The organism is Candidatus Tumulicola sp., assembly GCA_036490475.1.
GTDB lineage: Bacteria > Vulcanimicrobiota > Vulcanimicrobiia > Vulcanimicrobiales > Vulcanimicrobiaceae > Tumulicola.
In genome coordinates, this window is sequence record DASXDT010000005.1 from 236,206 (window position 1) to 262,530 (window position 26,325).

The following is a 26,325-nucleotide window of genomic DNA, read 5'->3' on the forward strand; positions in this document are numbered from 1 at the left end:
GTTTACGGGCGCTGGGGCCAGTTCCCGCCGAAGACGGTCAGCCGGCGACCCTGGACGCGGCGGCGCACGGCACCCGCCGAGCGTAGGCGCGCTCCCACTTGCTCTTCGGATTCCTCGCCGATGTAGTTGCGCAATGCGATTTCCACAATCGCCGAAGTGGAGCAAGAGTGCCGTGCCTTGAGGCGCTCGAGCCGCTCCAGCAAGGGAGCGGTGAGGGTCACGGTGATGCGGCCGAGATTTGCCTTCGTATCCATAATCTTATTGAGAACGGGCGACGACGCCGGTTGGATTGTTTGAATTCGGGGCGATTTTACCCGAGGCGTTCGATCTGCCGCAGCGATGGGAACAGTTTCAACCACAAAACGGCGATGGCGATGCATGCCAAGCCGCCGAGCCCGGCCGCGGCCACCGGCCCGAGCAATGCCGCCGCCGTTCCGCTCTCGAACTCGCCTAGTTGATTCGACGCATTGATGAACAGATAGTTGATGGCGCCGACCCGCCCGCGCATCTCGTCCGGGGTAGATAACTGAACGAGCGAGGCTCGAATCACGACGCTCACCGTATCGGCGGCACCCATCAGCGCCAGCGCGGCCAGTGACAGCGCCGTCCAGCGCGATAGGGCGAATACCACCGTCGCCGCCCCGAACACGCCGACCGCCGCCAGCATTTTGATGCCGACTCGCCGCCGGATGGTCCGGCGTGCCAGAACGATCGTCATCGCCAGGGCGCCGACAGCCGGAGCGGCTCGCAGCGCACCTAAAGCCCAGGGGCCCGCGTGCAAGATGTCGCGCGCGTAAATCGGTAAGAGCGCGGTCGCACCACCGAACAACACGGCGAAGAGATCCAACGAGATGGTGCCGAGGATCGCGGGATTGTCGCGCACGAACGCGATGCCGGCGAAGGCGTCGCGCAGTGTCGGACGTTCCTCCGGCGCGGGCGAACGGTCGACTCGAATCGAGGCGCTCAGCAAGGACGCCAAGAGCCAAAACGCGGCCATGATTACGCACGGAACGCCCGGCGAAAATGCATACGAAATGCCGCCGAGCGCCGGCCCAGCGATCGCCGCGACCTGAAAGGCTCCCGACGATAGCGCAGCTCCGCGCGACAAGTCTTTGTCGCTGGTGACGCCCGGCAAGAGCGCGGCCGACGACGGACTTTCGTACGCGCCGGCGATGCCGAGAAGCAACACCGCGGCGTACAACTCCCAAACGTTCAGCCGATGTGCGAATGCGCCCCACGCAAGAAATCCGGCGGTTATTCCCTCGACCGTTTGGCAAATCTGTACGATGCGCCGCCGCTCGAAGCGATCCGCCGCATGTCCCGCGACGAACACCAACGCCGCTGACGGAACGAATTGCACCAGGCCCGCCAATCCGAGGGCGAACGCGCTTCCGGTGATGGCGTAAATCTGCCAACCAATGAAAACGGCCGAGATCGTGTACGCGAACTCCGATCCGGCTCGCGACGAAAAGTACAGGACGAACGGCCGATGCCGCAACAAGCTGCGTGCGGACGTCACGATGCCGAAAGGAGCTTTACGAGCTGAGCTTGACCAGCGCGATCGGTTTGGTAGTCGGTTTGAGCGATCCGCCTTCGGGCTCGACGCTCAGGGCCACCATCGCCAGCGATTGCGCCGACGCCGGAATTTCTATTATCGTCATCGAGCTGCCCGGCGCACTGAAAGTAATCGACGGTCGAACGACCTTCGAACCTTTAGCAATCGTCCAGGCTTGATACACGCGACCCTTCGGAAGCGATTCGGGCGCGCGCATCGCGACGTACAGATGCGAACCGCGCGTGACAATCACACCGTTTTCGAACGGGTACCGCCGCGCATCGCCCGCAGCGAGATCGGCCAACATCCGATGCTCGCGCTGCGCCGACGCGTTGGCTGCGAGCAGAGCCGTCTGCTCCGATGCAGAGGTCGCACGCTGGGCCGCTATATCGCGTTGTAACCGTTGGTTTTGCGCGCCGAATCCGAGCGCAATGGCGACGCATGCCGCGGCAGCCAGCCAACCGGGCCAAGCCGAGATCGAACGCCTTGCCAGCACCGGCGGGCGGGCGGCCTGCATGATGCGCGCCTTGAGTTCGGGTCCGGGAAGTTGCGCTGCAGTCGCCTCCGCGGAGTACGCGATTGCCGTAACTGCCGGCGCGAGCGCATCGTATTCCGCGCGACACTCCGCGCACGTGTCCATGTGCGTTTGCACCGCTGCGGCTTGGCTCGCCGGAAGAACGCCTAACGCGTATGCTGCGACGTCGTCGAGCATCGTCTCGTGCGAATCCATCACGATATCGCCACGTGTAGCAGCTCGCGAAGCCGGCGCAGTCCGGATCGAATTCGCGTTTTTACCGTGCCGAGGGGCAAACCAGTTTGCCGCGCGATCGCGTCGTGCGTCATGCCTCCGAAAAATCCCAGTTCGAGTAGCAAGCGCTGTTCGTCGGGTAACCGACCCATTGCGGCTCGCGCGCGCTCCCCGTCCAAGCGTTCCATCGCCGACTGTTCCAACGTAGAATCCGCAGGAATTGATTCGGAGAGTTCGCTTTCGGAGCGCAGCTTTTTCGAACGTAGGACGTCGATGGCGCGATTCCGGGCAACGCGAGCGAGCCAACCTTCGAGGTTGCCCGATTGAAACGCATCCGGAGCGGTCCAAATTTTGAGGAACACGTTCTGCGTCACGTCCTCGGCCGCAGAAGGATCGGCTAGGACGCGCAAAGCCAGACCGTATACCAGCGCGTGGTAACGGTCGTAGAGGCTCTCGAAAGCGTCCGCATCACGAGCGCGCACGCGCTCCATGAGGCGCGACGCATCTTGCATGTCAGCAACATTCGCGCCACTCCCAACGAAGGTCCGTTTTTTCATCAACGGCCGCCGGGACGCCGCGGATTGGCCGCGACATGCAGAGAGCCGGCGCAGAGACGTTCCACGCCGGCTGGTATGACGATCATCGAGGCCGGGGCGCTAATTCGGCTATCCGCGCAGAACGGCTAGCGAGCGGCGTTCGGTGACGGTGGTGTCATCGGCGTGGGAACGGTCGCCGGCGAGGGCAACTGGCCGGGCGACGGAATCGCACCCGGCGTCGGCGCGGGCATTCCGGATGCCGAAGGCGAGGGCATCTGCATCGGCATCATCGTAGCCGCCGGGCTGGGCATCGTTTGTTGAGCGGACGCGACGGCCGTGCCGGCGCCCATGCCGATCGCCACGGCGACCGAAAGAATTGTCAAGGCTTTGTTCATCATAGCTCGTGCTACCCAATTGCACGCTCGTCTACTCAGCGGGTGTCACGCGAAGCACGATCTTCGCGCCCGCGCGACCGGCCGATAGATCGTCGAGAATCTCCGGCGCCTCCTCCAATGGCCGTTCGGAATACTGGACTTTTATCGTCCCGTCGGCGACGAATCGGGCGACGGTTTCCAGTCCCTGCGGCGACGATTGCGGCGTTTGCGCCATCGCGATATTCGATGCGACCCGGTCGCGCGCCGCAAACCACTCGACGTCGGCATCGTGAATGGTGGTAACCAAAGAGCCGCCGGGGCGCAGCACCGTGTTATATTCCTTGAGCGTTTCGCCGTCACTGACCAAATCTAAAACGGCGTCGTACTTTTCATCGCCGAGCCCTGCGATGCCGGAGGATTCGTCGACGGCACGCGATGCACCCAACGCGCGAACCCGTTCGATTTGACTGGCTTTCACGATCGCCGTTATCTCGGCGCCGCGAGCCCGCGCCATCTGCAGCGCAGCCGAACCGACGGAACCGGCCGCACCCGCGATGATCAAGCGCGTACCGCGGCCCACGTTCAACATTTCCAACGCACCTAATGCCGTCAACAAGGGAGTCGGTAATGCGGCAGCCGTCGCGTCGTCGACGCCATCGGGGATACGCGCGAACGGCGACGCCGCGACATGTTCGCGCAGCATCGTTCGCTCGACGTAACTACCCGAACCGCGCGCTACGCCGAAGACGCGGTCGCCCGCTGCGACGCTTCGAACATCGCTGCCCGCCGATTCGACGACGCCGGCGAAATCTTGACCCAACACGAACGGGAACCGCTCGATTTGGCCGGCAAGCCCGTCGCGCACTTTCCAATCGATCGGGTTGACTCCGGCGTACGTAACGCGGACGATCGCATCGCCTGGACCGGGCGCCGGAGCCGGAATATCTGCGAGACGGCCGTGCTCGCCGGCGCGATCGATGACGATGGCTTTCATAGGGACGTCGTTACCCGCGCCGCCTGCAAACGACCCAACAATAAGTGAAAGTACAAGAGGCCGCGACGGTCGCCCAGTTCGTGGAGCAACTCTGACAGATCGACCCCGGAATCGCCCGACAACGCGTGCACGGCGGCACGCACGCCGGAATCTCCCGGCGGGAAAGCGTCGAGCCGCCCGCATCCGCGCAGCAGCGCCACGTTAGCGCTCCAGACGCCGATACCCGGAAGCGCTCGCAATGCCACCACGGCGGCGTCCAGCGGGGCCGCGCGCAACGCGGCAACGTCGAACGCACCGTGTTCGCGTGCGATCGCACGAACGTAGGCCGCCTTCTGGCGGCTAAGTCCCAGGCCGCGCAGCTCTTCTTCCCCGGCGCCGGCAATCGACGCGGCTGCCGGAAACGGATACAGCTTCGTATCTCCAGCGCGCACCGGTGATGAAAATCGCAAGACGAGACGCTCCATGATTGCCGCCGCCGCAACCAGGCTGATCTGTTGAAAGACGACGGCGTTGCACAGCGCCTCCCACAACGACGGGTACCGTGGCGGCCGGAGGCCGCGCAGCCTGCGCGCTAATCGATACAGCCACGGAAACCGTCGCGTGCGCGATTCCCACGGTGCGACGACGACGCCGGTGCCGAGCATGACGGCGATTCGCTCCGGCGCGTCCGCAGGAGTTGCTCCGCGCATTCGAACCCGCACGGCGCCGGTATCGGGTTGGTCGACCGTCACCGACCACGCGCCGCTTGTGTCGTCGAAGGCGCGCAGATACCGGCCCCGCTCGTCGACCCGATCGACGGCATTTACCGACGTTCGCTGTAGTGCCGTCGCCGTGAGATCCAGGCGGTACGGAGGCCGTACCGCTATCGCGAACTCCCTATCCGAGATAGGCGATCGCCGTTTGTATCACGCCTTTGGTGTCTTCCGGATCGCGAACGGAAATGCAATCGGCTCCGGTCGAGCGCGCCGGATAATCGTTGCCGCCCGGAAACAGCGCGTCGCCGACGTACAACATTCGCTCGATCGGAATCTTCAGAACATCGCGCAATTTATAGATGCCGTAAGCTTTATCGATGCCGGGCTTGGTGACGTCGATCGACGTCTCCCCGCCCATCCGGACCGAGAAATCTTTGAGTGCCGGAGCGGCCAACTCCGCGATTTTCTTACGTTTGCTAAAATCGGGATCCCACGTTTTTTTTGCGTCCAGCGGCGCCTGCTGTCCCAGGGCGGAATACGTAATCTGGCTGCCCCGGTCTTCGATCGCGGGTCCCCACGTTTTCGCAACGCCGAATCCCGACTCGGCGACGGCGGCGTCGAGCGCGCTCTCGATCAACTTCTTTTGATCCGGCGTCAAGTCTTCAGAGTACAGCTTTTGCCAACCGTTGTCGTAACGGAAGAATTTAGTTCCGCATGTCGGCAGCAGCGTCAGTCGCGTCAAATCGCTGCCGGGCGCGAGACGGTCCACGACCTGCTTCTGAAATTGCGGAAAGTCGCCGCCCGAGATGATCGATACTTGGCTGCGCGCGAGCAAGTCGCGCAACAGTCCGGCCATCTCGTCGTCGATCGAAGATTTGCTCGGCGCTAGGGTGCCGTCTAAGTCGAAGACCATCAGTTGCTTCATTGGCCGATTGTCTCGGGGCGGCACCCTGTTGTCAATCGTCTAAGGGCGCCAGCCGGAGTTTTGGTGCCTAAGCCGTAATCCCAGAGAATCTAGAGCCTAACCCCGTTCGTTCTACGAACGAAGGAGAACCTATGAAATTTTTTACTATTCCTCTCGCCCTTGTGGCGGTCGTTCTCAGCTCGCATGTCGCGCTCGCACAAACGTCGGGATCGAGCATGCAATCCAGCAGCATGATGTCGAGCATGCCGAAATGCGCCTCCGGCGATTCGGTCGTCGCCGTCAACACCAGCACCAAGATGTACATGACCATGGCGCAAGTGAAGGCCGCCACGGCCAACATGACCCCGGCGCAAAAACAGGCCATGATGGCCAAGAATCACGCCAAAATGATGTGTACGTCGCAGGCGACCGCGATGGGCGCCAAACCGATGACCAAGCCCCCGATGTAAACCCACGTGACGGGCGGTCTCGGCGCAACCGAGCCGCCCGTTTCCGGTTCGAGCCAAAATAGTGGGTTCGCTCTTCCGCCGGCGCGAGCAAGCGCCAGTCGCCCTGATCACCATCACGGTCATGCTCGGCATGATCATGGCGATCATCGACACGACGATCGTCAATGTAGCGTTGAATACCATCGGTGGAAACCTCGGCGCAACGGTCGACGAGGTCGCATGGGTGGCGACCGGATACATCCTCGCCAGCGTGATCGTGATGCCGCTCAACGGCTGGCTCACGGCGCTTCTCGGCCGCAAAACGTTTTACGCTATTTCGCTCGGACTCTTCACCGTGGCGTCGCTCTTATGCGGCACCGCACATTCCATATGGATGTTGGTGTTCTATCGCGTGCTGCAAGGTTTCGGCGGCGGCGCGCTACAGCCGACCGCGCAAGCGATCATGTTCGAAACCTATCCACCAGCGCGACGTGGCGCAGCCATGGCGATCTTCGGTTTGGGCGCGATGGTTGGTCCGGCCATCGGTCCGGTGTTCGGCGGCTATATCGTCGATAACGCGAGCTGGCCGCTGATTTTCTACATCAATATTCCAATTGGAATCGTCGCCTTCTTGATGACGTTAGCGTTCATTCCGAATCCAAAATTTCTCGAGAAACCCAAGGGCGGTATCGACTGGACGGGGCTCGCTCTACTCAGTGCCGGTTTAGCCTGTCTGCAATACGTGCTGGAGCGCGGCGAACGCGACGACTGGTTCCAGTCCTCGACCATCACGATCTTGACCGTCGTGGCAGTGTTCTCGCTGATTTGGTTCGTCGTGAAGTCGTTGCGCGACAAGTATCCGATCGTCGAGTTGGATGTCTTCAAACACCGCTCGTTCTCAATCGGATCGATTTTGGCGGTCGTCATGGGATTCGGTCTCTACGGTACCGCGCTCATCTTGCCGTTGTTCTTCCAGTCGATCCTGAACTTCACGGCCTTCGACACCGGGATGGCGCTGCTGCCCGGCGCATTATCGACCGCCGTTTCGATGCTGATCATCGGACGGATGCTCAATCGCGTCGACCCGCGCTGGCCGATCGTAATCGGCATCCTCATCTTTGCCTATTCGACGTGGATGCTCGGCGCTTTGAATGCGCAGGCGGGATATTGGGACGTCTTCTGGCCGCGGCTGATCCAAGGATTCGGTCTGGGTTTCTTATTCGTGCCGCTCACGACGGTGTCGCTCAACGACGTTCCGATTCACGAGATGGCCGGTGCGACCGGCGTGTACACGCTCTTGCGGCAATTGGGCGGGAGTTTCGGCATCGCCATCCTCACGACGATGTTGACCCATCAAACCGCAGTCGCGTGGAACGTCCTGGCCTCGGGCGTAACGACACTGCACGGACAAAGTACCGGCGCGATAACGCAACTCGTCGCGCAACAGTCGAGCATGATCGCTTACGACTACCTGTTCCGCATTTGTGCGATCGTCTTCGTGTTGGTTACGCCGCTCGTGTTTTTCATCAAGAAGCCGAGGGCCGCCGGTGCGTCCGCGCCGATGGCGATGGCCGCAGCGGAATAACCGCTACCGCGATCGGGCCCATTCACGCCACGACGCTTGCATCTCAGGAACCAGCAGTTCGCTGGAACGCTCGTGCTCGAACATACGAATTCGCGCCGCATCCCTAATCGTCAAACGATGCGCGGGGCGCCAGATCACTTCGATCTCGTCGCCGGCAGCGATGCGCCCCTCCGTAACGATGGAAAGATACGGGCCGGGACGCAATGCCTGCGCGAACTGCTTTAGAAACCGCGGGTCGCCCATCTTCAGTCCGAGCTTGAAGCACGGCACCCTCGGGATGGTTATGCGGAGTACGGTCGAGCCAATACGCCATCGTTCGCCGACGAGCGCGTCGTTGACGTCGATTCCTTTGGTCGTTACGTTTTCGCCGAATTGCCCGGGCTCCATCGGACGGCCGAGCGTCTGCGACCACCACCCATAATCTTCAATCGCGTATGCGTAGACGGCTTGGTATGGACCGCCGTGAACGGAGCGATCGGCTTGATCGTCGCCGTCGAGATTGACGCCCCGCACGGCGACCGGGCCTTCAACCGGCTCTTTGAAAATAGCGGTCGTTATTTCTTCGCCAGCATATGAAACCGCGCGAATGGCGCCCACGTTCACAGAAGTTAGCGTCGCCATCGTCATGCAGCGAGCATGCGAGTTAGGGCCACGCCAGCCCTTGTACGCTGAGCGAAGGCTTCGCAACACTTTTATAAGGAGCCGGATACATGAGCTTTATCACGACCCGAGACGGGACCGAGATCTTCTATAAGGACTGGGGCACCGGAAGGCCGATCGTCTTTCATCACGGCTGGCCCTTGTCGGCTGACGACTGGGACGCCCAGATGATGTTTTTTGTGCTCAAAGGTTTTCGCGTCATCGCGCACGATCGCCGCGGTCACGGCCGGTCGAGCCAGACCGACACCGGCAACGAGATGGACACCTACGCGTCGGACGTCGACCAGCTCACCGCACACCTCAAGCTCAAAGACGCGGTGCATATCGGGCATTCGACCGGTGGTGGCGAGGTAGCGCGATACGTGGCACGCTACGGCGGGAACGGTCGCGTTGCGAAAGCCGTCCTGCTCGACGCCGTGCCGCCGATCATGGTCCAATCAGACAAAAACCCGGGCGGCCTTCCCATCGCGGTATTTGACAGCTTTCGAGCCGGTCTCACGGAAAATCGCCCGCAGTTTTATCTCGACATCGCGTCCGGCCCGTTCTACGGTTTCAACCGGCCCGGCGCGAAAGTGTCGCAAGGTCTCATCGATAACTGGTGGCGCCAGGGAATGGACGGCGGGGCCAAGGCGCATTACGACTGCATCAAAGCGTTCTCCGAGACCGACTTCACCGAAGATTTGAAAAACATCGACGTTCCGGTTCTCGTGATCCACGGTGACGACGATCAGATCGTCCCGTACGCCGACGCAGGTCCGTTGTCAGCCAAACTCCTCAAACACGGAACGCTCAAAACCTACAAGGGTACGCCGCACGGGGTGCACTCGACCAATCCGGACATGGTGAACGCAGATTTCTTAGCGTTCATCAACAGCTAGACTAACGAAGAAGGCTACGGGCGAGCGGGTCCAGCGCTCGTCCGCGCCAACGTAATTCGTAGTTGGCTGCGCGCGCGAGGTTGCGCAGCTTGACACTCACCGGCTGTTCCCGCACCACGCGCTCCGTGAGCGAGTGCCACGGCGCCAAAGCCGGGCGCAAACGTTGTAAGGTCGCGGCGGCTGCAGAAGGATGGCGGCCGTAAAAACGCAGCAACCGCGGATATTCCGGCGCGAAGTAGCGGCGCACGTCAAAATCGTCAAGCTGATCTTCACGTAACACGTCGCCCGGCGCGCCCAGCGACGAGTAGTGGCGACCCTTCTCCGCGTGCCGCCGAGGTGCAAGCGTGTGCCCGTAGTGCGCGTACACGTACGGTAACGCGATCCGCCGGCCCGGCACACCCTCCAACCGTTCGTGCACGTCTCCGGTCCAGCGCGCCTGCGGATCGAATCGAAAAAACGCCATGCGGCGTTCGATCGACGTAAAGTATTCGAACGACTGAAAGAAGTGCCACGTATAACCGTCGACGAAGCCGGCGCCGGCCGGAACTCCGGGCAGATGTGACGCGATACGTGCGGCTGCTTCAGCGTGCACCTCGTCGGCATCGACGAATGCGACCCACGGCGACGTGAGATTCGCGGCGTGCGCGCGTAGACAGGCGTTTCGCGCTTCGGCAAAACTGGTGAACGGCGTACGGTCGACGATCAGCCGGCCCTCGCGGCCGAAGCGACTCCGTTCGAGCACGCCGCTGTGTGGAGACTCGCCGGGCCCATTATCGTTGACGACGAGATTGCCTGCGACGGGCTCGATCGATGCGAGAAGAGCCTCCAGAAACGGCTCTTCGCGCGGGCCGAGGATCAAATGCGCGGCGACTAGTTCGTCGGCCCAGGCCATCGTAGCCCCGTTCGTGCGCGCGAACGGAGTTTCCGCCGCACGGACGAACTCGCCGACCGATGCGCCCTCTGCGGCTCGCGGTCGATGCCGGTGTGGTCGACGAAGATACGCGCGGCATCGGACGCTACGCGCGCGCGTTGCTGCGTCGCATTGCCGTCCGCGACGATGTGGAACTGCTATTGCTGCGACACGGGCCGCTCGCGTTTCGTCATCGAGCTCGCTTGGAAAAGGCCCTCGAGTCGGATCGCTTTCGCATTCGTTCCGACGCGCCGGCGCAGTGTGCCGATGTGGTGTGGCATCCGGCCAACGGCATGTTTTTCCGTACCACGATTCCGGCCGTGGCGACGATTCACGATGCGGTGCCGTTTCGCTTTCCCGACCCGGACGAGCGCCGGCGCCGGCACGCACAAGCACCGTTCTTGCGCTCGGTGCGAACGGCAAAGCACTTCATCGCGGTTTCGGAGTTCGGACGCAACGAACTTTCCGACGTATTCGACATCGCTCCCGAACGCGTCGACGTCATCTATCACGGCGTCGAAGCATCCTTTGCGCCGGGTCCGGCGCAGCCGCTGCCGGCGGGCGTGCCGGAAGGCCGCTACTTTCTGTTCGTCGGCGACCCGACGGCCGAACCGCGCAAAAATTTCCCGTTGCTGTACGACGCGTACCGGCGTGCGTTTTCGGCCGACCGCCGTCCCCCATCGTTAGTGGTCGCGGGTAGCGGCGCCCCGCAACTTCCGGGGGTTATCGACGCGGGACGAATCTCCGACGACTTGCACGCGCGCGCCAACGACGTGCTACGGGCGCTGTACCGCGGTGCGATCGCACTCGCACTCGCGTCGTACCATGAGACGTTCGGAATGCCGCTGGTCGAAGCGATGGCGTGTGGAACGCCGGCTATCGCATCCGATGCCGGATCGTTGCCCGAAGTCGGCGCGGATGCGGCGCTCTACGCCCCGCCCGGCGATGCCGATGCCTGGGGCACGGCTCTGCGGAGGGTGTACGACGACGCAGCGTTACGAGATCGCTTGCGCACGCTCGGGCTCGAGCGTGCAACGCATTTCGATTGGGACGAAAGCGTCGAACGGCATCTCGCCGTTTTCCGAGCGACCGCGGCAGCGTGAAGCTGCTCGTTCTATGCGAGCGCGTCGATAACGAGGGCGGAACCGAAACGTACCTGCGCGTGCTGCTTCCGGCTCTGGCGGCGCGCGGCTACGAGATCGTGGTTGCGGCACGCACCGTTGGCCGAAAGGCCAGTTACGGCGTGCCGGATTACGAGGTGCCGTGGAGCGACGAGCACGACCCGCCGTCGAGAGACGCCGCCAACCGGATTGCCGAAATCGTAACGGCGTTCGAACCCGACGTCGTGGCCGCGCATAACGTGATGGACGCCGGCGTCCTCGAGGCAGCGCGTTTCCAGACACGTCGCTTCGTGTATCACTTGCACGATCATCGTCCGTTCTGTCCGAACGGCGACCGGTTGTATCCGCGAAGTTCGGACATTTGCGGCCTCACCATGAGCGCCATTGTGTGCGGCTGGCATTCTGCGATCGACGGCTGCGCGTACGGGCCTCGTCCGCGAACGATGCAGTTAATCGGACTGCGCGAAACCCTCGCCGCCGGCGTTCGCGAAGCCGATTCCGTCATCGCCTTATCCGAATACGTTGCCGGCTTGGCACGGCGAAACGGCGTTGCAAACGTCCGAGTCGTTACGCCGCCGATCTCCGCTGACGCGTTCGCGTCAGCTCCCGCTCCGCGGCCGGAGGCTGACGCAGTGTTGTTTGCCGGACGGATCGTGCCGTCCAAAGGCGGCCGTTCGCTGGTTCGCGCGATCGCGCGGATCTCAGCAGAACGACGCCCGCTTCTGCGGGTCGCGGGCGACGGCCCCGATCTCGACGCGCTGTTGCTCCTGGCGAAACGTCTCGGCGTTCGCACCGAACCGTTGGGGCGGCTCGAGCCGAACCGGCTGCGTGGGGCGATCGACGCGTCGACGCTGGTAGCCGTTCCGTCGCTGTGGGGCGAACCATTTGGACTCGCCGGGATCGAAGCGTTTGCGCGCGGACGCCCGGTCGCGGCCTACGACTCCGGCGCGATCGGCGAGTGGCTCGATCCGGCTGCCGGCACGATCGTCGCGCGCGGCGACGAAGTGGCGCTTGCCATAGCCGTCGAGCGGCTGTGCGAGCCGGCCGTGTGGCCCGACCGTGCCGTTGGCGCGCTCGCCGCGGCGCAGCGCTACGCGCTCGAACCGCACGTCGAAGCGATCGCGCGGGAATACGAAATAGCGTGACGCACATTCACCTCGCGCAGGCCCTCATCGTTCATGACGACCGCGTTCTGTTGGTTGCTTCAAGTTACCCGAATCACCCCGAACCGCTGTGGAACTTGCCGGGCGGCCGGCAGCGTTTCGGCGAGCTGCTCAGCGAAACGGCCGAACGCGAGTTATTCGAGGAGACCGGACTGCGCGGCGTCGCCGGCGAGCTTGCGTATATCAACGAAAGCTACGATGGCGCACGGCATTTTATCGCCGCCGTTTTTCACACCAACGTTCGCGGCGGAACGCCACGAACGGCGCCAAACGATCACGTCGAACAGGTGGAGTGGGTGCCGCTGGATGCGATTGCCGGACGCATCGTTGCGGATGTCGTGCGAGCGCCGCTGCTCGCGTGTCTCAGCGGCGGCCAGCGTCGCCGTTACGCCGGACGGCTCGTCGCGGGCATCTCCGTCGAATGGCCCGACGAAGCGTGACCCCGCAGGGTCTCCCAGCGCTCGCGTTGGAGCAGATGCGCGACGACGTCGACCGCGCGTCCGGCGACCATCGCTCCGTTCGGTACCAATCCATCGTCCTCGAACCCGTTGCGGATCAATACTTCGCGAGAAGCGCGATTGTCCGGAACGCAATACGCACGCACGTTGCGCAGCTTGGCCGTTTCGAATCCCTCCGCGAGGATCGCCGCGACGGCTTCGGTCGCAACGCCTAGGCCGCGACGTTCGCGCACCAAGCTATACCCGATCTCGGCGCTCGTGGGCTCGCGGTCGGCGACTCGCAAGGAAACCCACCCCAGCGGATCCCGCTCGGCCGACCCGACAAGATAGATCAGCCATTCGAAACGTCCGACCGCCTCAGGCGTTAGCACCGGCGGCCGCGACGCGACGGTACGGCGAAATTGCGCGGCGTCGACGCTCGGCAGGTCCTGAAAGTCGCGCAGTCCGGGCTCCTGCAGGACGTGCCACAGCGCCGATGCGTTCTGCGGACGTACCGGAACGAGCAGCAACCGCTTCGTCCGGATGCGCTTCATAAGGCGCGACTGTTCGCTTCGGCCGCCGGGCGCTCTTGTCGCCACCGAGCCGAGCGTGAACGAGACATGCGATGAATTTGGTGAGCGCCTACGCGCAGCAGCAACCCGCGCGGGTCGATTTCACGGCCACGGTGACGTCGGCTCCGCATTTCTTCTACGGGTCGCGATCGCACGCGATGCACGAAGCATTAGACGCTAACACACCGGCCGGGCCGGTCGAGGTCGTCGACAACGTTTCGATCGCGCCTCGCTGTCCGGTGAACGTCGGCGATCGCATCGAGGTGCGCGGCGAGATGGTGCACGATCCCGGCCGCCCGCCGGTGGTGCACTGGACACATCACGACCCGTCCGGCCGTCACAACGGCGGGTTTATTCGCCTTCGCGGACGTGAGTACGCGTAGCCGCACCGGCGTCGGCTCGCAGCAGTTCCGGAATCGTCACGAAACGATAGCCGCGACGCTTGAGCGCGTCGACGATCATCCGGGTCGCCGCCACGTCGCTACTGCGATCGCAAACATGGGCCGGCACGCCATCGTGCCCGCAAACGATCCCGCGATTGCCATCGTGCAAGTCGATGATCGAGCCGTTGCCGACATAGCGCAACACACGACCGGCGATCGTCGCCGCCGGCGGATACTCCCAGTCGTGAGGCAGCGGAACCGACCACATGACAGGCGTGTATCCGAGTTTGCGCGCTTCGTCCAGCACCAGCCAGTCGCGTCCGCCGTAGGGCGGACGCATGATGCGCGGACGCGTCCCGGTCGCGGCAAAAATGGCAGCGTCGGTTCGTTGCAGCGTCTCTTGCAAACCCGCGGTGTCGTATAACACGAGATGTCCGTGATTCCACGTATGATTACCGATTGCGTCGCCGTCAAGGTACGCTCGGCGCACGACAGCGGGATACGTTGCCACGGCTCTTCCCACTACAAAAAATGTCGCGGGGACGTGTTCGCGTTCCAGCACGGTGAGAATCGCATCCGTGTATGGCGGGTTCGGGCCGTCGTCGTACGTGAGCGCAACGATCCGTTCGTTCTTTGGACCCGAAACGATCGTGCGTCCGAATAGCTGGCTCGATGGACTCTCCGCGATCTCGTACACTGCGAAGACGATCGTGGCCAACAACGTTACACCGAGTACGGATCGGATCAAGCGCCGCCGCGTCAGTGACACGCGTTCTCTTTGGCGCGAGTTTGCGCCGCGGCAACGTTACGCCGAAATTCATCCGGCCCAAAGGTGCGAAAGTCGTCGATGATCTTCAGGTAGCGCGGATCCGGACTCGGCGCCGACATCCGCAAGATGTTGTCGCCGTCACCTTTCGAGAGATCTAATTGGACTTCGCGGTGCGGCCCGTGGGTGGCCCAGTAATTCGGATCGGTGAAGACGACGGTGCGATCGCCTTGCTTGAAGTCGGCGACCTGCTTGACGTACACGGTGTAGGTTGCCGCTGCGTGCGGCAACGGTGCTTGATTCGTCAGCTGCCAGATGCCGTCTTGATCTAAACCGCCAAAGAAAAAGCTGACGTCGTACGTGTGCCCTTCCGGGGCTTGAATCGTGACCAACCGGCAGTTATAACCCCGAATCCGATAGTTGAAGGTCGACAGCCCGTCGATGTCTTGCATGGAGTATTGTTCTTGGAAAATCGGCGGGTGCGCGTAGTCGATGGTCAGCCTCGCGTACAAGCGGCTGGGCGCGTTTTTTGCGTGCCCGAGGCCGGGTACCGCATGAAATCCGCCAGAAAACCGCCAGGCGAGGATCACAAACACGATCGCCAGGCCGACGATGAACAGCTCGAGGGGCGAAGACCGTCGCATGTTCGCCGCCTACTCGGAGGCTCGCCGCGCCTCCTGGGCGCGAGCGGCTTCAGCGTCGAGAACTTGGTTGACCAATGCATCCGCCAGAGCATTCTGCTTACGCGGGACGTGACGGATTTCAACGCGCTCGAAGGCGCGACAAAGTTGGCTCGCCCGGCGATGCAGGGGCTGTAGATCCGGGTGCTTGACGCGGTATTCGCCGCTCATCTGCTTCACAACCAGCTCCGAATCCAGGCGTACGGCTAACCGGCGGATGCCCAAGCGGCTTGCCGCTTCCAAGCCCTGCACCAGCGCCGTCCACTCGGCGACGTTGTTGGTGGCGACGTTCAAAAAGGTACCGACCGTTTCGATCTGTACCCCGGCCGGATCGATCAGCACCGACCCGCTGGCAGCCGGCCCTGGATTACCGCGCGACCCGCCGTCAGCGAACAGCGTCGCCTCATACCCGCCCTCGTCAGCCACGGGCAGCCTGGTGCCGGCGCCAGGAGTTAAGTGTTTGCTTCTGGGGAATAACGTGCATATGAGATCTTTCTTTTCTGCCATAGCGGCCTCGGCCGTTTTCGCCTCGTTCGCGACCGTTCCGTACGTCGCTTCCGCGATGACCACCCAGACCTTCTACGGGATCGTCATACACGTTTCCACCAGTAACATCAAAGTACAGAATCCGAAGACGAAGCAGTCGTTGAGCTTTACGATCGTTCCGAAGTTCGATCAAGTCTTTTCCAGTAATGGCAAGACGACCATGCAGATGTCCGCCGTCAAGGCCGGACAGTACGTCGGAATCATCTTCGACCAAGCAGCGCTCGGAATGCGCCACGCCGACAAAATCTATCTGCTGAACAACGCCAACGAAAAGATCGGAACGCAGTAAGGAGCCTGGAGCTACCTTAAGGAGTGACTAAAACTCTGGCGCTGCGAGTTTCGTCGTGGGTTCGGTGGGTACTCAAAGAAGCATGAAATACCTACTGCAAACGACAATCGCGGCGCTCGCGTTCGGCGCGCTCGTTGGAACGTTCGGCTCGGCGCTCCCCGCCTCCGCGCAGGCGTATCCGTATCCGAATTACACCTCGTGGCAAAATGGCTGGGACACTCCTCAGTATGATAAGAAGCACGTCATGGTCGGCATCGTGCAAAACTTCAGTCCCTATCGGTTGACCGTTATGCGCAAAAATGGCGAAGAGCAAACAGTCGACCTGAAGAACGGAACGGTGATCTACCCGACCGGCGGAACTCCGCAACCGGGACAGCGCGTCGCGTTAGTCGGTCACTACAGCAACGGCGTCTTCGTCGTCGGCCGAGTCATCCTCCACTAAACAACCGCTCCTTCTCTAGCAGCACAGACCCCGCTATCACGCGGGGTTTGTGTTTTTCTTTACGCGTCTGCGACCAGAACCAGCCGGCGCGAACCCGAATCCCGTTGCCACGCCGATTCAACCTCTTCGAGCGGAGCCGTGACAATATCGATGGTGAGTCCGGCGCCGGTTGCTTCGCGCAACATCTCACCGATCGAAGCGATCAGCGTTTTGTTGGTGACGCTGCGCAAGCCGCTTCCCATGATCTCCACGCCCGACGAACGCAACGCGCTGCCCGGCAAGCGGATATCGGCTCCCGATGCTGCGCCGATTTGCACGAATCGAATGCGCGGCGCGGCGTCTCCCCCGGAGTTCCGGGCGATCGCAGCAACGAGCCGCTCGGCCGACGTGCCCCACAAATAGTCCAAGATAACGCCGACGCGATGCGTTCGTAGCGCTTGGTCGAATCGCGTTTCGAGCTCGGCCGGCTCCAACGACAACGGAATCGCTTCGTCGACGAGGTCGCGCAATGCCTCGAGTTGCGACTCGTTCCGTCCCGTGACGACGACCGCGCGCGCACCCAAATAGCGCGCGATTCGAACTGCCAAGCGGCCGGCAGAACCGGTCGCTCCGTTGATCAACACCGACTCGCCGCGCTCGAACTTCGCACGCTCGCGCAATGCGACCCACGACGACATGCCCGGATTGCCCAGCGCCGCGGCGGTTACGTCGTCGAGATCGTCGGGCACCAACGTGCAGTTATCCAGCGAAACGGGTGCGCGTTCGGCCATCGTGCCGAATGGTGCACGCGGAAACGCGAAAAATACTCGCCGTCCGTCGGGCGTTATTCCCACGCCGTCGACGCCGGCCACGAACGAATCGGCACCGGACGCGCTGTAATGCGTTCCCGAGGCGCGCCCGCGCGCCAGCGGACTCAGCGCCGCGGCGCGTACCGACACGACGATTTCCTTTGCCGCCGGTAACGGATCGGCGAACTCCAACCAGCGCGGCGGTTTGGTAACGTCGGTAACGACAGCTGCATGCATGGTGGGGCGATTCGAACTGCCGTCCGAAGGCCCATGCTATACTTGCAGTATGTTTACGACGACCGGCAGCGAGCTCGAGCAAGCCTGGAGACTCGATCTCTTCCGGCTCCTACACCCGCATCTCGGGTTTCCTAAGAAGGACGGTTCGAACGACCGCCGGCGCTTCTCGGAGTTTTGGGTGTCTTGCACGTTTTCGAACAATAAAGCTCTCATAGAGTTCGACGCGTTACCCAAGCCCGGGCGGCGTGAGTCGCCGAAGGACATACGCGAATACGATATCGCCACGTACAGCGCGGCCAAAGCGGTCGAAGACCTGCGCGCAGATCTCTTACCGCCGCTGCGACAGAGAATTGCCGCCGCCCAGCGCCGGCGCGCACGGCCTTTCTAACACAACGTATGTTTGCGTAGAGGCAAGTCAGGGGAAGGTTGCCAGCACAGGTGCCCGTTGGGTGCCAGACATTAGGAGATATTGAACTTTATGGCAGCTAAGAAAACGACGGCCAAGAAAACCGGTAAGAAATCGATCGCAAAGCGCGCCGGTGCTTCGATGAAAAAGACCGCTAAGAAAGTAACCTCTGCAGCATCTAGCGTCGCTCGCAAAACGAAACAGGTCGCGCAAGGAGCTCAGAAAGCCGGCAAAGTTATTGCCGCTATTGGCTCCGTTGTTGAGAGCGGCGGCAAAGTCGCCGAGGAGCTCACCGCAAAGGTTGGAAGCGCCGGCCGCGGAGCGTTAGCAAAAGCGAAGAAGTCGTCCACGAAGAAGACCTCCGTGAAAAAATCGTCCGCAAAAAAGTCGACCGCGAAGAAAAGCGCCCGAAAGAAGCGCTAGTCTTCCACCGAATCAAAAGGTGTTAGCGTCTGCCGAAGTGACGATGACGCCTTTCGCCGTTGCGCCATATTGCGTTACGATTCCGCGGATTGAGTCCTCGACCGCGTTCATACGGCGCTGAGCGGCGCCAAGGGTTTCGCCGCGCGCCCGAATCTCAACCGACACCCCAGTGGCGTCGCCAAGGTTATACTGCGGCGGAGGCCCAGTATGCGTGCCGAGAACCGAAATCGGAACGCCTCCGGCATCGAAGGTTACTGCTAGCATAACGACACCGCTTGCAGGCGCCGAAACTGACGCACTTCTTGGCGCAGGCATCGGCGCGAGTCGTCCGGCGCCGATATAGCCGGTGCCACCTAGGGTTGGCGCGACTTCATCGACGCTTCGCACGTTTCCGAGTCTAACTCGAGCATAAGTGGCGATCGCTTGGGCTTTAGCGCGAGCGTCGTCGAGCGCCGCAGTATAGACGTTCGCTTCGACGTTGGTAGAGCTTCGCATCGCGTATGTCGGATAAATCTGCAGCGCCACCGTTGCGTCATCGAGCGTTGCGCTGCCTTGTAACGCCCGTATCGCTTGGGGAACCAATGCCGGCGCTAAGCGCACGTTCAACGTCTCCCCAACGTTTGCGCGGAGGGGCGTTGCATTTGGTGCTCGATTCGTGCAAGCGCTCACGATAGCGACCGCGGCAATTACCAGCAAAAGCTGTTTGCGAAGTCTCAACCTTCGGCGTCAGTTCTTCTCAGGTGTGCCAAAGCAAGTTCCCTTCGGCGCCGGATCGTCGAGGTAGATGGGTCCTGCGTTCTCGACCGACAAACCGTCGTCGGGATTTAGCACGACCTGCACCTTACCGTTCGGCGTCAAATGATTCTCGCACCAAAACACGTCGTGCGGTATCGACGCCTTATCGCCGCCGATCCAAAGATCGAACCATAAGCCCGAGCAGCCGTTATGTCCGTGACCGCGATGCGGTCCCGAGTGGGCGCAGTCGTCTTCGCGAATAAAGTATTGCTCCAGAAATGGCACGTATATTTTAATGCCGTACGGAATCTGGTTGTCATTCTTTTTCTCGGTGGCGAATGTCGTAGGATTGCAATACGTTCCGTCGCCCGAGGCGACTTGGTGCAGCACGGGATGTGCGATCGCATTTCCTGGCGGGCTGTTGTCGGGCCAACCGTAGAACGTGATCGTCGCGTCCACCGTCGTGGGGTCGATTTTCGATACGTAACAGCCAGTGGGCAACGCGGACAGTCCCGCTCCGCCGGCGGGCTGCGAAGTCTGCCCGGGTGGGCCTCCGCACGATGCGAGCACCACTCCGACCACCAACAATATGCTAATTCTCGCCGCGTGCTTCATCGTTCGATATCCCCCGTTAAACCAAGTTCGGCGCTATGTTTGTTTGATCCCCGAAGAAGCTCGAGAGTCTGGGTACCCGCTCACGCTGTGCTACGATTGGCGGTTTAACAAGTCTTTTGAGCCCCCAATCATTTTCCGCAATGCTTCTGGTCAAGCCCCTCCTATTGTCTTTAAGCCTTCCAAAATGATAAAGTGACGGCAGTTACCCGAGCAATCTCGGGCACGCCTACCATTTCCGTTCGCATAAGACGCGGAAAAGGAGTGTATCGTGCGAACTCTATGTTTGTCGTTTGTCGGCCTATTCACCGCGGCCGCGATTCTCGCGCTGAATGCTTGCAGCAGCAACCAAATCGTTGCACCCTCAGCGCCGGGGCTCGCGTCGCCGACTCCTACGGCGACGCCTCTAACGCTGGATGGCGAAACGTTCGTTGGAACGTCAATAAAGTTTAGCTGCAGGGCGTCTGGAGGAAGGACGAAGCAGTTTGAAACGATTCGATTCCACGTTTCCGGCACAGCGCAAGGCCCGCTTCCCGGCACGTTTCAAGCAAAAGGCGTCGCGGTCTATGCACTCTATCTAAGCGCGCCTCCGGGATTTCTAACATTGAATGAGACCTTCTCCGTCACATCGGGCGCGAACGCGTTTGACGGCACTGCGACGGCCAATAATCTGAACTATTACGATACCGTGTGCTACCCAAAGGACGGCGGCATGAAGATACCGCACATTTCGTTCCTATTTGCACCCGTAAAGCAAAAGGGCGCGTCAACGCTGGACCTTAAGACGGCGACCTTTAGCCAAAAGTTCTATTCTTCTTGAATCGACGGGGATTCGTCTCGGTTCTGGCCCACTTCGCGGATCCTTGAGGTCGCTCAACACCGCGCCTCTCCCCGATACTTGGGTCTACCGCAACGACCGCTTCATCGCTTCGACGCGTCATCGCGCCCAACCGCAAGTCTTCAAGCGTGATGACTGCGGTGCCGCTCGGTACCTGCGTTGCTGCTTCGACTACGGCTTCAAGACGCTCGATTCACCTGGCACCTGGGGCAAAAGCTGCTCCGGGGAGCATGCAGCCGACGTCTCGGCTACGTACGATCGACTCTGTGGGCTGTACGTAAAATTGCACGGCTCTCCGATGACGTGAAACCACGGCGATGGGGCGGCGGCCAAATCGTGCTCGTTCTCCCGATCGATCCCTTGAGCATCGAATACGACCAAGGGAGGATCGGATGGTAGCTTGGGACTCGGTTGCTTCACAAAGCGCATGTATGACCACCGCTTCCTATAGGTCGGAACCGCGTGAATTAAATGCAGCCATCGAGCCTGCAGCGTTGTAAGTTGCGGAACTCCGGTCTTGCCGACGTCCAAAACGGAGTACGTTCCGAACCAGACGTGGACTGCGAGTAGAACCGCTAACATGTAGATGAAGCCATAATGCTAAATCTTACTCCTTTTGACCGAAGCTTGACACTCTTCTAACTGCGTCGCTGGAACGGCTAAGAGCGCGCCACAAACAAAAACGCCGATGGTTACGGCGTTTTATCTGGTCGGGCTGACTGGATTCGAACCAGCGACCTCTTGACCCCCAGTCAATTCCTGAGGCACTCCGCTACGGTGTTGTACGCATTCTAGCGCTCAAATATGCCTCCCACTGTCTCCCGGCGTCGCTGTTCGTCGCACTGATAGGTTGTAGATAGGCTGTACTTCTGGTACACTTTCTATCAGAAGGCCCCGCCGGTTAGAGCTCCGGCGAGGCCCGAGCCAAGGGAAGGGTAAGTTCCATTGACCACCTCTACCATACAGCATTACCCCGTGCCGGTTGCAAGTGCCGACAATCGCGCGACCCTCGCGCACACGATCGACCAGGCGCAGACCTACGCCGAAGCCAGCCACGCGAAAAACACGCTCCGCGGTTATGGGAGCGATCTTCGGCTGTTCGACGGCTGGTGCGCCCGCCGTGGCCTACGCGGGCAGCCGGCGGAGCCGCAAACGGTCGTTCTTTACATCACCGAGCTGGCGCAGACACTAAAACTCGCTACGATTCAGCACCACCTGGCGGCGATCGCTTTCAGACACCGAGAAACCGGCCTACATTCGCCCGTAGCGCATCCAATGGTGCGTCGGACACTTCGCGGCATCGCGCGCACAATAGGGGCAGCAAAGACCCGGAAATCGGCCCTCACGCTCGACGCGCTACGCGCGCTCCTCCTCGAGATCCGCGGCGACGGCTCCAAAGCCAAGCGCGACCGGGCGATTCTTCTTCTCGGCTTCGCGGCTGCGCTCCGACGCTCCGAGATCGCCGAGCTTATCGTTGGCGACGTAACCTTTTGCACTGAAGGACTTCGACTCCGCATCCGCCGGTCGAAAACCGATCAGATCGGCGAAGGCGTCGAACTCGCCGTTCCTAGCGTCGCAAACCGGTCGCTCTGTGCCGTCCGCGCCGTGCGGGAGTGGCTCGACGCCGCGGGACTCGACTGCGGCCCCCTATTTCGCGCGTACAGCCTCCAGGGCGCCGCGACAGACCATTCCATCGACGGCCGCGACGTCGCGAACCTCATCAAGAAACTCGCCGCACGTGCTCGGGTCGCCGGCGATTTCTCGGGACACAGTCTTAGAGCCGGCTTCGCGACGGTTGCAGCATCAGCCAAAGTGTCGCTCGACACGATCGCGCGCACTACACGTCACAAATCATTGGCCGTATTAATGACCTACGTACGACCCGCGCAAGCGTTTGACGACGTCGCTCTCTCGACGATGATCGCTTAACCTCTTCCGCAACGTTACCGACATTGAACTTTGTTGACTCGTCTATTTCTCCACTCACACCGTTCTCGAAAGGATTCCATCGTGGATAAGCCATCACTCTTGAGAGCCTGCTTCGCGTTCGCTTCCGTCAAGAGCGATCGCACTAAGCTCGCAAACTGCGCTGTATGCGACAACCCGCGTGATGCGCATGACGCCGCCGAACCCGAACGAATTGTAAGCGCTGCTCAAGCCTTCCACTCACGTCGAGGAATGCTCCAGCATGCGCTCGGAACATTAACGGAGAATAAGCCAAACGTCGTCGAGCAGACATTCTCGCCAAACGATGCATTACGCGCAGCAAATGCGATAATCGCGCGCCTTGGCAACGATGTCGAGATCGATTGGAGTCGCGACCCTCTTTCCGAGCGCGAACGTGAGCTGCGCGCCGCGATGATACGGCGCGCAGAAATCGATGGCACAACCGGATCAAGCCTGACTGGCCCGCAGTGGGTACTTTTAAACCTCTCTTGCCTGGCCCACGGGTCTCGCGTACGAATCAATGGCGACTTGTGGCGAGCACATAAAAAGTGGTCCGCCCTCGATGCAGATGATACCGCTGACAGGCGACGCGCGCAAATAGAGCAGGCGAAGCGCGATGTGGAAAACGGATGGATTGAAGGCGAACGGCTGTAATGAAGAACGTTATTAGCCTCGACGTTTTTCGCGCGCGTCGTCGGCCGACCGAAGCTGACCAAATTAAGGAGTTCAACCTTGCTCGCGCCGCTGTGACGAAGTTGCTTGCCGATCCGGCGGCAGTCAGCGCCGAAGATGCGATGAAGATTGCGGCAAAGGTGGTCGACCCCTTGGAAGCAGCCGAAGTATATGCTGCAATCGTTCGAGCAGAGATTGAACGGGCAAAGCAATGAGTGAAAATGCTCCGCTTAGCGAATTTGCGCAGTTGTGTTTTGTCCTAGGGCAGCTCGACGTTCGTTTAAAGTCTCTCGAGGGGCGCACCGCTTCGACCCGATTCAGGCGTCCCCGACCGCGACGCAAAGCGTCATTGCTCGATCAGACGAAAGGACAAGTTATTCCGTTTCGCGCCAGAAAGTGAGTGACCGATAACTTTGCGTCGCGGTCGGGGACCGGGCGCGGTCCTCGGCTCCCTTTAACGCAGCGCCGGCCGCGTTCAGCAGCCTTTTTTCGGCAAAGGCTCGGCGCTAGGATCGATCCGGCCGTGATCATCGACCCATCGGAGGATCCATCGTCGGAGATACGCTCGATCGGCGTCCTTGCAGACCAGAAGAGCATTTCGAACGGCTTGAAACTCGTTCGATGTATATCCGTCGGCCATGCCGGCCGTGACCGCGTTACGGCTCGATAGGATGCAGTTTGATCCGCCAACGAGCTCGGGGCGACCGAAAAGGCTCCGATCGACCCGAGCATGAACCCGTCTTCTCAACGAATCTGGATGCTTTGCTCATTGCTTTATTGAGTGGAGGTTTAACGTGACGTCGAAACATCTCGCGGTCTCTTTTGCTATCGTTTTGAGCCTCTTTATTTCGGGCTGCGGTAACCACCACGCTTCAACTGATGACTCGCAGTCGGCGGACAATTTATCGACCACCACACAGGATGCATCTAGCTCGCAGGATACGCCGCTATCAAAAGCAGACGAAGTGGCGCAGGTGAATCATGGCGCAACGGCGTCGAAGGTTTACGGAAATCCAGACAAATGGACGGGAACATACGTCAGGTTTCCCTGCAAAATCTCAAACGTCGTCGATGCCGGAGACGGCACTAAAGAAGCAAACGCGATCTGCGGAGAGTCCGTCACCGTAAACTTCACATCGGGGCTTTCGAACACTTCGGACGTCGACTATTCCGATCCCGACGCAGTTGCAAAAGCCCAGGCGCGCCAACAGAACGAGATGAATGTGCAAATGAAAAAAGCCAGTGACTCGGCGCTTCTCTTGCTGACGGGAGACAAGGTCGGGGATTTCGACGGCGGCCAAGTAGTCACGATCATCGGTAAAGTTACGGGCACTACGGAAGGCCAGAATACCATGGGCGCGTCTACCCAGTTCCCAACCATCCGCGTCGACTACGCGCGGTAACGATAGCACAAGACCGACCGATGCCTTGGCGGATCGTACAACCTCGGAACGTGCAAGCAGCATAGCAAAGAGCTACGCTGAGCTTTCGCCGGTTGCAACCGTTACCGATAAGAAACCTTGTCGAAGAAGCTCTGACTCAGATTTAGCGGGCGCCTTTTAGGGAGACCGAATGACAAATAATAAGCATCAGCGTTACGCGCGACTTGCCGAGCGGCTCTATAAAGCCTATACGCGCATTGAGGAAGAGGTCGCCCGCGAGGCGCAACATCCGAATCCTCTTAGAATCCCCGATCCAGATTGGTTCATCTACTCTCTCGGGGAGTGGCGCGTTATTTTCCAACGACCCGAGACTAGGAAAGCTTTGCGGGACCTAATAAGTGCATTGGAAGAAGGCACCAAAAAGGACTGGCTTAGTAAATGGTCGGCTGAACACATAAACAAGCGCTTCCTATCAGCAATCGGTTACATCCATTACAAGAAGCCCGAACAAAAGGACGCGATCGAGCTTTTGCGCGGAGTTGCAGAGGAATTTGATGTGGCACCAATGACGTGGAAATCCTATCATTCGTTGGGCGGTGTTTTCTTTGAAGGGGAGTTTAGCTTCGGCGATGTGCGGTGCTTCCGAATGATTGATTCGGAATATGATGCCTTTCTGGAGAGTCTCAAAACCGGATTAAGCGAAACGATAGACACTGAAGAAATGAGAGCCGCCCATTCTAAGATATGGACTGAAGAGCTCTCAAAATTTCAAGGTATGCCCTGCGTTGAGGTCAAGATTGCCGGCGCTGACGACGATGAATTTCTCGGCACATTAGCGAGTCGAAAGCTAGAGGTCGCCGTCGACTTCTTACAGCTCATGGTGGATGTAACCACGAAAGGACCGGCAACTGTAATTGTGGCCGACGTCCTACCTTATGATGTCCCGTCGCGAGTCATTTTCAGCGATCACGGCGGACTTGGCAAACTCAACAAGAGTTTCAAGCATACGCATCGCGCGACGCTAAGCGCTGGGTCACTCGATAGAATGAGGGAACTTGGTTTTCAACCTCTCATTGAAAAACTCCACTGCGACGCCTCTAGGCTGTCCGATCTTGAAGAGACATTTATGCGGTCCATGCACTGGGTGGCGGACTCCCGACGGCAGGGTAATCCAGAAAATAGTGTCACGAGCGCCATGACATCGATCGAGATGTTCTTTTCGAAGGAGCAGGAAGCTCCCATAACTCGCGACGTCTCGGAAGGCGTCGCCATGCTGTTGGGTAAGGACCTGGCGCAGCGTAGGTATCTGAGGAAGACGGTTGGACGGCTATATGGTTTCCGCTCAAAAGTATCACATACAGGATCACGTAATGTCTCTGATGAGGACGTCATAGAGGCGCGCAACATCGCGGTCAATCTCTTGGAGCGCATCTGTCAGCTTAGCACTAAGTTGCAAACTCGAGTTCAGGTCAGTGAACTATTGGCCGACAATCGAATGGAAGGGCCAACGATCGACGCGGCGACCATCTGAAGCTTTTTCGCTCGTTGCCGACAACCGATATTGTTACGCTTCGATGACGTTTACGGACCGCTGACTA

Annotated in this window: 34 protein-coding genes; 17 read left to right on the plus strand and 17 right to left on the minus strand. The window is 60.6% G+C overall.

From position 1 onward, the window contains the following. Positions 1-2 precede the first annotated feature (2 nt). From VGF98_04795 to VGF98_04830, 8 genes are all read right to left on the minus strand, one after another. Entirely contained in the window at positions 3-254 is a 252-nt protein-coding gene (locus VGF98_04795; GenBank protein ID HEY1680931.1) for a ribbon-helix-helix protein, CopG family, read from the minus strand. A 56-nt stretch (positions 255-310) separates the two neighbouring features. After that, the gene (locus VGF98_04800; GenBank protein HEY1680932.1) at positions 311-1,519 is read right to left on the minus strand and encodes an MFS transporter; all 1,209 of its coding nucleotides are present in this window, start codon (positions 1,517-1,519) and stop codon (positions 311-313) included. Positions 1,520-1,535: 16 nt separating this feature from the next. After that, the gene (locus tag VGF98_04805) at positions 1,536-2,285 is read right to left on the minus strand and encodes an anti-sigma factor (GenBank protein HEY1680933.1); all 750 of its coding nucleotides are present in this window, start codon (positions 2,283-2,285) and stop codon (positions 1,536-1,538) included. Further along, positions 2,285-2,815 carry a sigma-70 family RNA polymerase sigma factor gene (locus tag VGF98_04810; protein ID HEY1680934.1) on the minus strand — a complete coding sequence of 177 codons (531 nt, stop codon included), beginning with the start codon at positions 2,813-2,815 and terminating at the stop codon, positions 2,285-2,287. Before VGF98_04810 ends, VGF98_04805 begins: the two co-directional genes overlap by 1 nt. A gap of 170 nt (positions 2,816-2,985) precedes the next feature. After that, positions 2,986-3,237 carry a hypothetical protein gene (locus tag VGF98_04815; protein HEY1680935.1) on the minus strand — a complete coding sequence of 84 codons (252 nt, stop codon included), beginning with the start codon at positions 3,235-3,237 and terminating at the stop codon, positions 2,986-2,988. A 28-nt stretch (positions 3,238-3,265) separates the two neighbouring features. Beyond that, entirely contained in the window at positions 3,266-4,207 is a 942-nt protein-coding gene (locus VGF98_04820; GenBank protein ID HEY1680936.1) for an NADP-dependent oxidoreductase, read from the minus strand. After that, a complete protein-coding gene (locus VGF98_04825) occupies positions 4,204-4,938 on the minus strand; it encodes a hypothetical protein (protein ID HEY1680937.1) in 735 nt (244 codons plus the stop codon). Before VGF98_04825 ends, VGF98_04820 begins: the two co-directional genes overlap by 4 nt. Positions 4,939-5,083: 145 nt before the next feature. Next, positions 5,084-5,827 carry an HAD-IIB family hydrolase gene (locus tag VGF98_04830; GenBank protein HEY1680938.1) on the minus strand — a complete coding sequence of 248 codons (744 nt, stop codon included), beginning with the start codon at positions 5,825-5,827 and terminating at the stop codon, positions 5,084-5,086. 131 nt (positions 5,828-5,958) lie between these two features. Between VGF98_04830 and VGF98_04835 the strand changes: the two genes are divergently transcribed. Then, positions 5,959-6,276: a hypothetical protein gene (locus tag VGF98_04835; protein ID HEY1680939.1), complete on the plus strand. Its 318-nt coding sequence runs from the start codon at positions 5,959-5,961 to the stop codon at positions 6,274-6,276. A gap of 61 nt (positions 6,277-6,337) precedes the next feature. Continuing rightward, entirely contained in the window at positions 6,338-7,840 is a 1,503-nt protein-coding gene (locus VGF98_04840) for a DHA2 family efflux MFS transporter permease subunit (protein ID HEY1680940.1), read from the plus strand. Positions 7,841-7,843: 3 nt separating this feature from the next. On the opposite strand, the gene VGF98_04845 is transcribed toward VGF98_04840, so the two are convergent. Continuing rightward, entirely contained in the window at positions 7,844-8,437 is a 594-nt protein-coding gene (locus VGF98_04845; GenBank protein ID HEY1680941.1) for an MOSC domain-containing protein, read from the minus strand. A 113-nt stretch (positions 8,438-8,550) separates the two neighbouring features. Between VGF98_04845 and VGF98_04850 the strand changes: the two genes are divergently transcribed. Further along, the gene (locus VGF98_04850; protein HEY1680942.1) at positions 8,551-9,378 is read left to right on the plus strand and encodes an alpha/beta hydrolase; all 828 of its coding nucleotides are present in this window, start codon (positions 8,551-8,553) and stop codon (positions 9,376-9,378) included. 1 nt (position 9,379) lies between these two features. Here VGF98_04850 and VGF98_04855 read toward each other — a convergent pair whose 3' ends face one another. Beyond that, complete coding sequence (locus tag VGF98_04855; protein ID HEY1680943.1) at positions 9,380-10,270, minus strand: hypothetical protein; 891 nt, start codon at positions 10,268-10,270, stop codon at positions 9,380-9,382. 59 nt (positions 10,271-10,329) lie between these two features. Here VGF98_04855 and VGF98_04860 point away from each other — a divergent pair, with 59 nt between their 5' ends. Genes VGF98_04860 through VGF98_04870 form a run of 3 tightly spaced genes read left to right on the plus strand, consistent with a single transcriptional unit; the run spans position 10,330 to position 13,012 of the window. After that, positions 10,330-11,391 carry a glycosyltransferase family 1 protein gene (locus VGF98_04860; protein ID HEY1680944.1) on the plus strand — a complete coding sequence of 354 codons (1,062 nt, stop codon included), beginning with the start codon at positions 10,330-10,332 and terminating at the stop codon, positions 11,389-11,391. Beyond that, entirely contained in the window at positions 11,388-12,554 is a 1,167-nt protein-coding gene (locus VGF98_04865; protein ID HEY1680945.1) for a glycosyltransferase family 4 protein, read from the plus strand. Before VGF98_04860 ends, VGF98_04865 begins: the two co-directional genes overlap by 4 nt. Next, positions 12,551-13,012, plus strand: a complete 462-nt coding sequence (locus VGF98_04870; protein ID HEY1680946.1) for an NUDIX domain-containing protein — start codon at positions 12,551-12,553, stop codon at positions 13,010-13,012. Before VGF98_04865 ends, VGF98_04870 begins: the two co-directional genes overlap by 4 nt. On the opposite strand, the gene VGF98_04875 is transcribed toward VGF98_04870, so the two are convergent. Beyond that, positions 12,958-13,563 carry a GNAT family N-acetyltransferase gene (locus tag VGF98_04875; protein ID HEY1680947.1) on the minus strand — a complete coding sequence of 202 codons (606 nt, stop codon included), beginning with the start codon at positions 13,561-13,563 and terminating at the stop codon, positions 12,958-12,960. The genes VGF98_04870 and VGF98_04875 overlap by 55 nt on opposite strands. Before the next feature lie 71 nt (positions 13,564-13,634). Here VGF98_04875 and VGF98_04880 point away from each other — a divergent pair, with 71 nt between their 5' ends. Beyond that, complete coding sequence (locus VGF98_04880) at positions 13,635-13,964, plus strand: DUF3465 domain-containing protein (protein ID HEY1680948.1); 330 nt, start codon at positions 13,635-13,637, stop codon at positions 13,962-13,964. Here VGF98_04880 and VGF98_04885 read toward each other — a convergent pair. Genes VGF98_04885 through VGF98_04895 form a run of 3 tightly spaced genes read right to left on the minus strand, consistent with a single transcriptional unit; the run spans position 13,933 to position 15,836 of the window. After that, a complete protein-coding gene (locus VGF98_04885; GenBank protein ID HEY1680949.1) occupies positions 13,933-14,712 on the minus strand; it encodes a polysaccharide deacetylase family protein in 780 nt (259 codons plus the stop codon). The two genes, VGF98_04880 and VGF98_04885, sit on opposite strands and share 32 nt — an antisense overlap. 11 nt (positions 14,713-14,723) lie before the next feature. Further along, positions 14,724-15,374: a hypothetical protein gene (locus VGF98_04890; GenBank protein ID HEY1680950.1), complete on the minus strand. Its 651-nt coding sequence runs from the start codon at positions 15,372-15,374 to the stop codon at positions 14,724-14,726. 9 nt (positions 15,375-15,383) lie between these two features. Continuing rightward, positions 15,384-15,836 carry a ribonuclease HI family protein gene (locus VGF98_04895; GenBank protein HEY1680951.1) on the minus strand — a complete coding sequence of 151 codons (453 nt, stop codon included), beginning with the start codon at positions 15,834-15,836 and terminating at the stop codon, positions 15,384-15,386. 58 nt (positions 15,837-15,894) lie between these two features. On the opposite strand from VGF98_04895, the gene VGF98_04900 reads away from it, so the two are divergent. Together VGF98_04900 and VGF98_04905 are read left to right on the plus strand one after the other, a co-directional pair. Then, positions 15,895-16,245, plus strand: coding sequence for a hypothetical protein (locus VGF98_04900; protein ID HEY1680952.1), 351 nt, complete (start codon positions 15,895-15,897; stop codon positions 16,243-16,245). 82 nt (positions 16,246-16,327) lie between these two features. Next, positions 16,328-16,687 carry a hypothetical protein gene (locus VGF98_04905; GenBank protein HEY1680953.1) on the plus strand — a complete coding sequence of 120 codons (360 nt, stop codon included), beginning with the start codon at positions 16,328-16,330 and terminating at the stop codon, positions 16,685-16,687. Between the two features lie 59 nt (positions 16,688-16,746). Here the strand turns inward: VGF98_04905 and VGF98_04910 are convergent, their stop codons facing one another. Next, positions 16,747-17,712 (minus strand): zinc-binding alcohol dehydrogenase family protein, encoded by a 966-nt coding sequence (locus VGF98_04910; GenBank protein ID HEY1680954.1) that lies wholly within the window; start codon positions 17,710-17,712, stop codon positions 16,747-16,749. 49 nt (positions 17,713-17,761) lie between these two features. Between VGF98_04910 and VGF98_04915 the strand changes: the two genes are divergently transcribed. Both VGF98_04915 and VGF98_04920 read left to right on the plus strand, forming a co-directional pair. Next, entirely contained in the window at positions 17,762-18,100 is a 339-nt protein-coding gene (locus VGF98_04915) for a hypothetical protein (protein HEY1680955.1), read from the plus strand. A gap of 90 nt (positions 18,101-18,190) precedes the next feature. Next, the gene (locus tag VGF98_04920; GenBank protein HEY1680956.1) at positions 18,191-18,541 is read left to right on the plus strand and encodes a hypothetical protein; all 351 of its coding nucleotides are present in this window, start codon (positions 18,191-18,193) and stop codon (positions 18,539-18,541) included. A 12-nt stretch (positions 18,542-18,553) separates the two neighbouring features. Here the strand turns inward: VGF98_04920 and VGF98_04925 are convergent, their stop codons facing one another. Next, entirely contained in the window at positions 18,554-19,141 is a 588-nt protein-coding gene (locus tag VGF98_04925; protein HEY1680957.1) for an SIMPL domain-containing protein, read from the minus strand. A 126-nt stretch (positions 19,142-19,267) separates the two neighbouring features. Then, positions 19,268-19,891 (minus strand): hypothetical protein, encoded by a 624-nt coding sequence (locus VGF98_04930; GenBank protein HEY1680958.1) that lies wholly within the window; start codon positions 19,889-19,891, stop codon positions 19,268-19,270. Between the two features lie 268 nt (positions 19,892-20,159). Here VGF98_04930 and VGF98_04935 point away from each other — a divergent pair, with 268 nt between their 5' ends. The 6 genes from VGF98_04935 (at position 20,160) to VGF98_04960 (ending at position 26,258) form a co-directional block, all read left to right on the plus strand. After that, positions 20,160-20,708: a hypothetical protein gene (locus tag VGF98_04935; protein ID HEY1680959.1), complete on the plus strand. Its 549-nt coding sequence runs from the start codon at positions 20,160-20,162 to the stop codon at positions 20,706-20,708. A gap of 963 nt (positions 20,709-21,671) precedes the next feature. Further along, positions 21,672-22,655 (plus strand): site-specific integrase, encoded by a 984-nt coding sequence (locus VGF98_04940; protein HEY1680960.1) that lies wholly within the window; start codon positions 21,672-21,674, stop codon positions 22,653-22,655. 81 nt (positions 22,656-22,736) lie between these two features. Beyond that, positions 22,737-23,327 (plus strand): hypothetical protein, encoded by a 591-nt coding sequence (locus VGF98_04945; protein ID HEY1680961.1) that lies wholly within the window; start codon positions 22,737-22,739, stop codon positions 23,325-23,327. Next, positions 23,327-23,560, plus strand: coding sequence for a hypothetical protein (locus VGF98_04950; protein ID HEY1680962.1), 234 nt, complete (start codon positions 23,327-23,329; stop codon positions 23,558-23,560). The genes VGF98_04945 and VGF98_04950 overlap by 1 nt, the downstream gene beginning before the upstream one ends. Positions 23,561-24,139: 579 nt before the next feature. Then, positions 24,140-24,748 carry a hypothetical protein gene (locus VGF98_04955; protein HEY1680963.1) on the plus strand — a complete coding sequence of 203 codons (609 nt, stop codon included), beginning with the start codon at positions 24,140-24,142 and terminating at the stop codon, positions 24,746-24,748. Positions 24,749-24,917: 169 nt separating this feature from the next. Beyond that, positions 24,918-26,258 (plus strand): hypothetical protein, encoded by a 1,341-nt coding sequence (locus tag VGF98_04960; protein HEY1680964.1) that lies wholly within the window; start codon positions 24,918-24,920, stop codon positions 26,256-26,258. Positions 26,259-26,325: the final 67 nt, after the last annotated feature.

Excerpts from the sequence above, each read along its gene's own strand:
- VGF98_04960 (HEY1680964.1), top strand. The coding sequence starts at position 24,918 with ATGACAAATAATAAGCATCAGCGTTACGCGCGACTTGCCGAGCGGCTC.
- VGF98_04930 (HEY1680958.1), bottom strand. The coding sequence starts at position 19,891 with ATGAAGCACGCGGCGAGAATTAGCATATTGTTGGTGGTCGGAGTGGTG.
- VGF98_04805 (HEY1680933.1), bottom strand. The coding sequence starts at position 2,285 with ATGGATTCGCACGAGACGATGCTCGACGACGTCGCAGCATACGCGTTA.
- VGF98_04900 (HEY1680952.1), top strand. The coding sequence starts at position 15,895 with ATGAGATCTTTCTTTTCTGCCATAGCGGCCTCGGCCGTTTTCGCCTCG.
- VGF98_04855 (HEY1680943.1), bottom strand. The coding sequence starts at position 10,270 with ATGGCCTGGGCCGACGAACTAGTCGCCGCGCATTTGATCCTCGGCCCG.
- VGF98_04860 (HEY1680944.1), top strand. The coding sequence starts at position 10,330 with ATGCGCCCTCTGCGGCTCGCGGTCGATGCCGGTGTGGTCGACGAAGAT.
- VGF98_04795 (HEY1680931.1), bottom strand. The coding sequence starts at position 254 with ATGGATACGAAGGCAAATCTCGGCCGCATCACCGTGACCCTCACCGCT.
- VGF98_04835 (HEY1680939.1), top strand. The coding sequence starts at position 5,959 with ATGAAATTTTTTACTATTCCTCTCGCCCTTGTGGCGGTCGTTCTCAGC.
- VGF98_04920 (HEY1680956.1), top strand. The coding sequence starts at position 18,191 with ATGGCAGCTAAGAAAACGACGGCCAAGAAAACCGGTAAGAAATCGATC.
- VGF98_04905 (HEY1680953.1), top strand. The coding sequence starts at position 16,328 with ATGAAATACCTACTGCAAACGACAATCGCGGCGCTCGCGTTCGGCGCG.
- VGF98_04880 (HEY1680948.1), top strand. The coding sequence starts at position 13,635 with ATGAATTTGGTGAGCGCCTACGCGCAGCAGCAACCCGCGCGGGTCGAT.
- VGF98_04950 (HEY1680962.1), top strand. The coding sequence starts at position 23,327 with ATGAAGAACGTTATTAGCCTCGACGTTTTTCGCGCGCGTCGTCGGCCG.
- VGF98_04810 (HEY1680934.1), bottom strand. The coding sequence starts at position 2,815 with ATGCAAGATGCGTCGCGCCTCATGGAGCGCGTGCGCGCTCGTGATGCG.
- VGF98_04890 (HEY1680950.1), bottom strand. The coding sequence starts at position 15,374 with ATGCGACGGTCTTCGCCCCTCGAGCTGTTCATCGTCGGCCTGGCGATC.
- VGF98_04815 (HEY1680935.1), bottom strand. The coding sequence starts at position 3,237 with ATGATGAACAAAGCCTTGACAATTCTTTCGGTCGCCGTGGCGATCGGC.
- VGF98_04850 (HEY1680942.1), top strand. The coding sequence starts at position 8,551 with ATGAGCTTTATCACGACCCGAGACGGGACCGAGATCTTCTATAAGGAC.
- VGF98_04830 (HEY1680938.1), bottom strand. The coding sequence starts at position 5,827 with ATGAAGCAACTGATGGTCTTCGACTTAGACGGCACCCTAGCGCCGAGC.
- VGF98_04910 (HEY1680954.1), bottom strand. The coding sequence starts at position 17,712 with ATGCATGCAGCTGTCGTTACCGACGTTACCAAACCGCCGCGCTGGTTG.
- VGF98_04820 (HEY1680936.1), bottom strand. The coding sequence starts at position 4,207 with ATGAAAGCCATCGTCATCGATCGCGCCGGCGAGCACGGCCGTCTCGCA.
- VGF98_04915 (HEY1680955.1), top strand. The coding sequence starts at position 17,762 with ATGTTTACGACGACCGGCAGCGAGCTCGAGCAAGCCTGGAGACTCGAT.
- VGF98_04875 (HEY1680947.1), bottom strand. The coding sequence starts at position 13,563 with ATGAAGCGCATCCGGACGAAGCGGTTGCTGCTCGTTCCGGTACGTCCG.